This is a genomic window from Vibrio sp. 10N.247.310.24 (assembly GCF_041467175.1).
Taxonomy (GTDB): Bacteria; Pseudomonadota; Gammaproteobacteria; order Enterobacterales; family Vibrionaceae; genus Vibrio; species Vibrio tasmaniensis_A.
This window is the reverse complement of sequence record NZ_JBFSUD010000136.1, coordinates 1-6,393: the sequence shown is the minus strand read 5'-3', so window position 1 is coordinate 6,393 and position 6,393 is coordinate 1. Positions and strand designations below refer to the sequence as shown.

Here is a 6,393-nt window from a genome sequence, read left to right as displayed (position 1 = left end):
CAGCCAAATATCCGTTCAGGTTCAAGCAATAATGCTTATCCGAACGGCATTAACTCAATCGAGTGGCCTTTTTGTATCTGAGTATTTTGAATCAGCGAATACGCTATTCCGTCACGGCTTCTTGTTTGAAGCATGGGCTTTTCAACGTGTTCATCTTTTCGATTTCATTGGTTAAGCGCAGCGAGAGCAGGGCTTTTTGATTCGAAGCAAAATCAAACATCACGATAGTCGCGGTGCCAATGGTCGTCAGTTTCTGCTGAGTTTTACTGACAATCGCATATTCCATGGTGAATCGGTCATCTTGAATATCAGTGACACGAGAGCCAATCATTAAGGTATCTGGATACGTGACTGGGCGGAAATACTTACAGTAAGTGTCACCAAGAACAGGGCCAACTTTGGTAATCGCCATCTCTTCCATCAGCTCGACATGCTTGAAAAAATCTAAGCGAGCCGTTTCGAAATAACGAAAATATACGGCGTTGTTAACGTGATTAAGGGCGTCCATTTCTCCCCAAGCGACAGGGATTTCTGTTACTACCGGGTAGTCAGATAATAGTGCTTCCATGCGAACTCTCTTATTGTTATCTGTGTAGTTAGTGTTATCTGGGTAATTAACGTTATCTATTTACCCTTCATCGGGATCAGTTGTTATTGGAATAAAAACCCTACCGCTAAATTAACAAAACTGCAACACGTGTGATTTAAGTTTTTGAAGCTTGAAACCACACAATGTCAGTGACTTAGTTGCACATCCACTCAATGTTCACACATTGAGGTGTCTGAATTGCAGTTCAACTAAGCGTTGGTACAATTCGCAGCTATTGATGAGCGACTGGTGGTCGCCAATGTCTACTAGCTGCCCTTTATCTAGCACCGCAATCTGGTCGGCGTGTTTAATTGTTGATAATCGATGGGCGATAATGATGGTCGTTCTGCCACGCATTAACTCTTCTAAAGCTTGTTGAACGTGATGCTCACTTTCACTGTCTAGCGCACTGGTTGCTTCGTCCAACAAGAGAATATTCGGATCTTTTAGGATGGCACGAGCGATGGCAATACGCTGACGCTGCCCGCCAGACAATCTAACGCCACGTTCACCAAGAAAGCTGTGATAGCCTTCAGGTAAGTTCTGAATGAACTCGTGCGCGTGCGCTTTTTTCGCCGCTTCGATAACTTGCTCGTCCGTTGCTTCTGGGTTCCCGTATCGAATGTTATGGAACACATCGTTGCTGAACAGAGCGGGTTGCTGAGGGACTAATGCCATCTGCTTTCTTAGCTCGTTCGGATCAAACTGATTCAGTTCAACACCGCCGAACGTTACTTTGCCTATTTGTGGGTCGTAGAAACGTTGCAGCAGTTCAAATAGGGTGGTTTTACCTGCGCCAGACGGGCCAACCAATGCCAACACTTTACCTTCATGGGCCGTTAGCGTGAGGTTGCTTGTTGCGGGCTGGTCGGGTCTTGATGGGTAACAGAAGGTCACATCATCAAAAGCGACTTCTGGTGTCACGTTATCGAGTGATGTTGGGTTTTCTACAGGCGCAACAATATGGCTTTCAACTTGTAGAATTTCAATTAATCGTTCTGTCGCACCTGCCGCACGTTGCAGTTCACCCATCACTTCAGAAATCGTACCTAGTGATGAAGCGACCATGATCGCATAGAAGACAAACGCCGCTAAGTCACCCGCCGACATCGTGCCGTTAATAACATCACTGCCGCCAACCCAAAGCATGCCTGCAATCGCGCTGAACACGATAACAATCACGCCAGAGATAAGAATCGCGCGTTGTTTTACACGTTGGCGACCAATCTCATAAGCCTTTTCTACTTCAATTGCGAACGATGCTTTCTCTTGCGCTTCTCGGCTGTAGCTTTGCACCGTTTTGATGTGTTCAATCGCTTCGCCAGCATAAGAACCCACATCAGACATCGAATCTTGGCTTTGGCGAGATAGGGCTCTCACTCGTCGACCGTATACCAAAATCGGAATCAGGATAAACGGCACTGAGGCCAACACGATCAGCGTTAGCTTAATGTTGGTCGCGAACAGCATGATGATTGCGCCAATACACATTAATGCGCTACGCATCGCCATAGAAAACGACGAACCAATAATGCTTTGAAGCAGAGTTGTGTCGGTTGTGATACGCGACATGATGTCGCCACTGCCATTGGTTTCAAAGTAACTCGGATGAAGTGTCACCACGTGATTGAAAACCGACAGGCGAATATCTGCACTCACACGCTCCCCAACAGAAGAGACTAAATAGAAGCGGAAAAAGGTGCCAATCGAGATCAACACGACTACAACCATGATGAATTGAATCGCACTGCCTAAATCTGATAACGATTGTTGACTGAAGCCTTGGTCGATAAGAAGACGAATACCGTGTCCGACTGAAAGGGTTAAGCTCGCCGTGAAGATCAACGCAATCAATGCTGCAATCACACGGCCTTTATAGGGCTGAATAAATTTGCTGAGCTCAAATAAAATACTGAGGCTTTTCTTCTCAGGTTTGGGTTGTGGCGCTTTTTTAGTCGATCGTTGAGCCGTTCGCTGAGTAGAGTCACGCGTAGAAGAGACGTCGTTTTGCATATGACTGCCTTAATGTGTTGTCGCTTTAAGAGTAGATGGCTTGTTGTTTGTACGTACATGTCACGAATTAAGTGCTAGTCGTTCGTAAATGTTTGTTGCTTACAAGAGAAACCATTAAAGCACGCATCGCTGACTGATGCTTCCTAGGATACTCAATTTTCGGACTTTGATGCCTAGCAAGTGAGGGAATCTTACTGTTCAAAAGGAACATTAAGCATTTAGTGGCGCTTGAAATAAAGATCAAACGAGCTATTTGATTCTAATTTTTATGCATGTGAGCGTAAGCCAATGGCGAATAGAAGCTACAGGTTCTTAGCTATTGTACTGATTTTTTAATTGGAAGATAAACGTTTTCTTTTCCATCGATTGCAAGCTTATCAGCAACTTGTGACTTTTGGTTGTAAGACCAATTATAGCGACTGTTTTTTGCGCAACTTTCGTTGCAAAAATTCAACAAAATAGTTTTTTATACATTTTTCTTGCATAAAACCTCGAGTTGAATAGAATAACCAACAAATGACAATTAATGCAGTATTGTGGCATGAGTATTCAAGTAAAGAGCATCAACAAATCATACGGTAATACCCAAGTTCTTCATGACATCAGCTTTGACTGTGAAAGTGGCGAAACCTTGGTATTGCTTGGCCCAAGCGGTGCGGGCAAGAGTTCATTACTGCGTGTATTGAACCTGTTAGAAATCGCGGACAACGGCGAATTAGACATTGCGAACGAGCAATTCGATTTTTCAAGCCAGATCCAAGAAAAGCAGGGGCTTAAACTTCGTCGTAAAGTTGGCATGGTGTTCCAACAATACAACTTGTGGCCACATATGACGGTGATGGAAAACTTAATTGAAGCTCCCACCAAAGTCGCGGGTTTAGATAAGCAAGAAGCGATTAAGCAAGCTCAAGAAGTACTAAAGACACTTCAACTTGCCGACAAAGCAGACGCTTGGCCACTTCAACTGTCTGGTGGTCAACAACAGCGTGTTGCGATTGCACGTGCGCTGATGATGAAACCGGATGTGTTGTTGTTTGATGAACCAACAGCGGCGCTTGATCCTGAGATCACCAACCAAGTTGTGAGCATTATTAAAGAGTTGAGTGGAACGGGCATTACTCAAGTGGTTGTGACACACGAAGTTGATTTCGCGAAGAAGATTGCTAGCCACGTTCTGTATCTAGAAAAAGGGTACATCGTTGAACACGGCACCAGCGATTCATTCGTTAACCCGCAGACACCCGAGTTTGCCGAGTATCTTACGCATTAAACCTAAGTTGACTCACTAGATTTAGCTAAACACAACATCGATTAAAACAATCAAATTATAAAAATGGCCACAGGTCAAAATCACACAGATTCGGAGTAACAAAATGAAAAAGATTCTACTAGCTTCACTTATCGGCCTTTCTTCAGCAGGCATGGCTGTTAATGCATCGGCACAAGACGAAATCAAATTCGCAATGGAAGCAACTTACGCACCATTCGAATACATGGACGAGAACAACCAAATCCAAGGTTTTGACGTAGACCTAGCAAACGCACTTTGTGAAGAGATGAAAGCGACTTGTACTTTTCACAACCAAGCGTTCGATAGCTTAATCCCAGCGCTTAAATTCAAACGTTACGATGCCGCTATTTCGGCAATGGACATCACTGAAGCGCGTCTTAAACAAGTAAACTTCTCTAACGCTTACTACGACAACTCTGCAGCATTCATCTCTATTGAAGGCAAAGTAGCAGACCAAGCAGCACTAGAAGGTAAGCGTGTTGGCGTTCAAAACGGTTCAACTCACCAGAGCTTCCTACTTGAGCAAATGGCTGGCGTAACAGCGGTACCTTACTCAAGCTACCAAGATGCATTCATCGACATGAAAAACGGTCGTATCGATTCAGTATTTGGTGACACAGCGGTAGTAGCTGAATGGTTCAAAAAGCAAGACAACCTAACGTATGTTGGCGACCAAGTAACAAACCAAGAGTACTTCGGTAACGGCTTTGGTATCGCAGTAAACAAGAGTAACCAAGAACTTGTAGACCAGCTTAACGTTGCACTTGCAGCAGTGAAAGCGAACGGCGAATACGACAAGATCTTTAACAAGTACTTCGGTAAGTAATCTATGGAATTAACGGGTTACTCTTTAGGGCTCGTCGAAGCAAGCTGGATGACAGTTCAGCTTGCGTTCGTAAGCCTATTGGTTGGATTGGTTCTAGCAGTGTTGTTTGCAAGTGGTGAGATGTCTCGTCGTATTGCAATCAAATGGCCAACGACTGCATTTGTGACGATTGTTCGTGGTTTACCAGAAATTCTGGTCGTACTGTTTATCTACTTTGGTTCGACACAAGTTCTGTTCATGATCACTGGCGACTTCATAGAAGTGAGCCCGTTCTTATCTGGTGTTGTTGCACTGTCACTTATTTTTGCTTCTTACGCTTCGCAAACTATTCGTGGTGCGTTGAAAGCAGTAAGCAAAGGGCAGAGAGAAGCAGCAAGTGCGCTTGGTATTTCACAATCTCGTGCTTTCTTCAGAGTCGTATTGCCACAAGCAGTGAGACACGCGCTACCAGGGTTAACCAACCAATGGCTGGTTCTATTGAAAGACACTGCACTGGTTTCATTGATTGGCGTAACCGATCTGTTGAAACAAGCGCAATTAACATCTGCGGCAACGCACGAAGCATTTACTTGGTACGCGACAGCAGCAGCAATCTACTTGGTCATCACTTTAATCACACAAAGATTGGTAAAAGTGATTGATGGTAAGTTCTCTATTCAAGGTTTGGGTAACAAAGGGGCAATGGCATGAATCAACAATACCTCTCTCAAATGCTTGAAGGCTTAGTGATCAGTCTTCAACTCACAGGTGCTTCATTGCTTGTTGGTTGTATCTTGTCATTGCTGATGACGGTAACGCTAATCCTAAGAATACCGGCGATTCACTGGTTAACTCGTGGCATCATTACGCTGTTTACCGGCACACCATTGTTGGTTCAGATCTTCTTGGTGTATTACGGCCCGGGTCAGTTCGATTGGATTCGTGAAAGCTTCCTATGGACATGGCTTAGCCAACCTTGGTTCTGCGCAATGTTAGCACTCGCACTGAACACCGCGGCATACAGCACGCTACTGTTCAGAGGTGCATTCAACGCGATTCCAGCAGGGCAGTGGGAAGCATGTCGCGCATTAGGCATGGACAAAATCGCAACGCTTAAAGTGTTACTGCCATACGCTCTACGTCGCGCCGTTCCAGCATACTCGAACGAAGTGATTCTAGTCTTCAAAGGTACATCACTGGCAAGCACCATCACCATCATGGATTTGATGGGTTACGCTCAGCGTATCAACGGCCAAACCTACGACACGCTAACAGTGTTCGGCATTGCTGGCGCATTCTACCTAGCCGTGAATGGTGTATTAACGCTGGTCTTCCGTCAGGTAGAGAAGAAGGCCCTCGCATTCGAAGCGGCGTAAGCTAGCAATTCACAAGCGTAACTAACGTATAAAGCCTGCCATTTATTTTCGCATAAATGGCAGGTTTTTTTGTGTTTGGGGTATGTAAGGTGGGTACTGTGTTTACGTACAGTTTAGTGAGGTTTTCGCTAAAACCATACTATATAGAAATATTCTGCATTTTGTCATTCAATGAGCTTATCTATGTTTTAAGTCACTGAAATACTGTGATTAATCATGGTAGAGTGCCGTGCATAAGAAACTAGATAGAAAAATTCTATATTTAAATGCAGAATTATTCTGTCTAATATAGCTGTTGAACTAAGCCGCTTCGCGGAGG

The 6,393-nt window shown here is 44.4% G+C and carries 6 protein-coding genes; 4 read left to right on the top strand and 2 right to left on the bottom strand.

Annotation, left to right across the window (positions count from 1 at the left end; translation table 11 throughout):
• Positions 1-103: 103 nt before the first annotated feature.
• On the bottom strand, positions 104-568 hold the full coding sequence (locus tag AB6E08_RS22430) for a thioesterase family protein (RefSeq protein WP_016786146.1): 465 nt from the start codon (positions 566-568) through the stop codon (positions 104-106).
• Between the two features lie 198 nt (positions 569-766).
• A complete protein-coding gene (locus tag AB6E08_RS22425) occupies positions 767-2,602 on the bottom strand; it encodes an ABC transporter ATP-binding protein/permease (protein WP_371708648.1) in 1,836 nt (611 codons plus the stop codon).
• Positions 2,603-3,143: 541 nt separating this feature from the next.
• Here AB6E08_RS22425 and artP point away from each other — a divergent pair.
• From artP to artM, 4 genes are all read left to right on the top strand, one after another.
• Entirely contained in the window at positions 3,144-3,872 is a 729-nt protein-coding gene (gene artP, locus AB6E08_RS22420; protein WP_009846803.1) for an arginine ABC transporter ATP-binding protein ArtP, read from the top strand.
• 103 nt (positions 3,873-3,975) lie between these two features.
• Positions 3,976-4,719, top strand: a complete 744-nt coding sequence (locus AB6E08_RS22415) for a lysine/arginine/ornithine ABC transporter substrate-binding protein (RefSeq protein WP_009846802.1) — start codon at positions 3,976-3,978, stop codon at positions 4,717-4,719.
• 3 nt (positions 4,720-4,722) lie between these two features.
• Positions 4,723-5,409: an arginine ABC transporter permease ArtQ gene (gene artQ, locus AB6E08_RS22410; RefSeq protein WP_009846801.1), complete on the top strand. Its 687-nt coding sequence runs from the start codon at positions 4,723-4,725 to the stop codon at positions 5,407-5,409.
• On the top strand, positions 5,406-6,074 hold the full coding sequence (gene artM, locus AB6E08_RS22405) for an arginine ABC transporter permease ArtM (RefSeq protein WP_371708650.1): 669 nt from the start codon (positions 5,406-5,408) through the stop codon (positions 6,072-6,074). The genes artQ and artM overlap by 4 nt, the downstream gene beginning before the upstream one ends.
• Positions 6,075-6,393: the final 319 nt, after the last annotated feature.